We start from the raw sequence: 1725 nt of genomic DNA, 5'->3' as shown, positions 1-1725 counted from the left end.
GGGGGATTTCTCCGTCACCTACAAGGTGGGAGGTCTGCTGAAAGAGACTAAAGCCTTGCTAACTGATCGTTCTAATTTTAAGAAGGAAGTGCTGGACTCCCTTCATAGAATGGATATTGAAATTGTATCTCCTACATTCATGAACCAGAGAGTCATGAATAATGGCAAACGATTCATTCCTCCTCTACCGGAAAAAAAGGAGAATGAGGAGGAATTCCGTCCAGATAGGGACTATATTCCTGAAGTATCCACCGAAGAAATTATTTTTGATAAGGCTATAGAAGCTGAAATGCTGGAAAAGGCCAGAAAAACGCTGGAATATTTTGATAATAAAAAGGCAAAAGTGGAAAAACAAATTTCCTGCCTTCCCGAAGAATCTGCCGAAATCCAGCAGAATAATTGGTCTTCTATAAAGGATCGCTTGGGCAACATAGAGCAGATTGTTGAGGCACTGGAAAAAGCCCCGGAACCGGGAGAAATGGAATCATCTCCAGAAGGTCTACTTCACTCCAAGGTGCTTGAACACCTCCGTTCCATCATGGACAGCATTCTTGAGGATTATAACCAAATGGTGGAAATAATGGAATCCGAGTCCTGTGAGATTGAGAACAAAAAATCTTATGGTTTACCAGATGATGAAGAATCTGTCAGTGAAAATAATGTTAATTAACTATCTTATTTGGGATCACTTTTAAATACCAGATTGCTATAGTGGCCGGATATGGACGTTGTGTCATTCTTTATCTACTCCTTTGTTAGCATCTTCGTTATCGTGAGTCCGATCGGAGTAGTCGTAACGTTCATCTCACTAACAAGCAGCATGACACAGGAAGAAAAAAACAGTATAGCAACCCGTGCAACCCTTCTTGCCTGTACGATATGCATTTTCTTTGCCGTTACCGGTCACAGCATCCTCAATGTTTTCGGGATTAGTGTAGATTCCCTGAGGGTGGCTGGTGGAATATTGCTGTTCAAGGTAGCCTTTGATATGCTGCTCTCAAAAGTATCCGGGGAAAGTGTAACGGAAGAAGAAATTCATGAATCCCTCAGCCGTGATGATGTCTGGATATTCCCCATAGCCCTTCCATTGATGACCGGCCCTGCCACAATCACAACCGTTGTCGTGCTTTCCGGTACATCCCCTTTAATTTCCTATAAACTGGTGGTATTGCTGGCATTCCTGCTGACATTCGGCATATGCTTTGTGACTCTATATTATTCCCGCCGTCTCTATAAATTAATAGGATACACCGGAGCACATGTTATCACCAGGCTGCTTGGTCTTTTCCTTGCAGCTCTTGCGGTGGATTTTGTAACTCATGGTGTGTGGAATATATACAGTAACCTTGCAGGAATTACCTGACCGACATTACATCACAGCTTGCATGATGGATTACTCTTTCTGCTACACGTCCCAGCCGGAATGTCCCATCAGAACCCATTCCCAATGTGCCCATAACAATCAGGTCTACGTTCTTATCGGAGGCAAAATCAAGGATCTCATTTGCCGGTTTGCCTTCGATATGTACTTTTTCGACATCTACGCCCTTATTTTTCCCGAGTTCTTCTACGTAGGAAAGAATATTTTCTGCTTTTTCCTCGAGATGTTTCTTGCGTTCTATTTTCCAGTTCTCGTCGGCAATCTTTGCAAATTCACGCCACTGGGCCGGAGATATGTGTTCTGGAAGTGAGACCTGCATTGCCGTTTTCCAATCCCTGTGTATT

Annotated in this window: 3 protein-coding genes; 2 read left to right on the top strand and 1 reads right to left on the bottom strand. The window is 43.1% G+C overall.

Annotation, left to right across the window (positions count from 1 at the left end):
* The first annotated feature begins 109 nt into the window (after positions 1–109).
* Together LI82_RS06225 and LI82_RS06220 are read left to right on the top strand one after the other, a co-directional pair.
* Positions 110–670: a hypothetical protein gene (locus LI82_RS06225; RefSeq protein WP_152567533.1), complete on the top strand. Its 561-nt coding sequence runs from the start codon at positions 110–112 to the stop codon at positions 668–670.
* Positions 671–721: 51 nt separating this feature from the next.
* On the top strand, positions 722–1363 hold the full coding sequence (locus LI82_RS06220) for a MarC family protein (RefSeq protein ID WP_048194255.1): 642 nt from the start codon (positions 722–724) through the stop codon (positions 1361–1363).
* Here the strand turns inward: LI82_RS06220 and LI82_RS06215 are convergent.
* The coding region (locus LI82_RS06215) for a universal stress protein (RefSeq protein WP_048194254.1) at positions 1356–1725 on the bottom strand (370 nt) is incomplete at its 5' end. The two genes, LI82_RS06220 and LI82_RS06215, sit on opposite strands and share 8 nt — an antisense overlap.

Source organism: Methanococcoides methylutens (assembly GCF_000765475.1).
GTDB classification, from domain to species: domain Archaea; phylum Halobacteriota; class Methanosarcinia; order Methanosarcinales; family Methanosarcinaceae; genus Methanococcoides; species Methanococcoides methylutens.
The sequence above is the reverse complement of the archived record's forward strand: the minus strand, read 5'-3'. Positions and strand labels throughout refer to the sequence as shown.

What these genes read in the sequence shown, in the direction of transcription:
- LI82_RS06225 (WP_152567533.1), top strand. Translation starts at nt 110, where the DNA reads ATGGATATTGAAATTGTATCTCCTACATTCATGAACCAGAGAGTCATG.
- LI82_RS06220 (WP_048194255.1), top strand. Translation starts at nt 722, where the DNA reads ATGGACGTTGTGTCATTCTTTATCTACTCCTTTGTTAGCATCTTCGTT.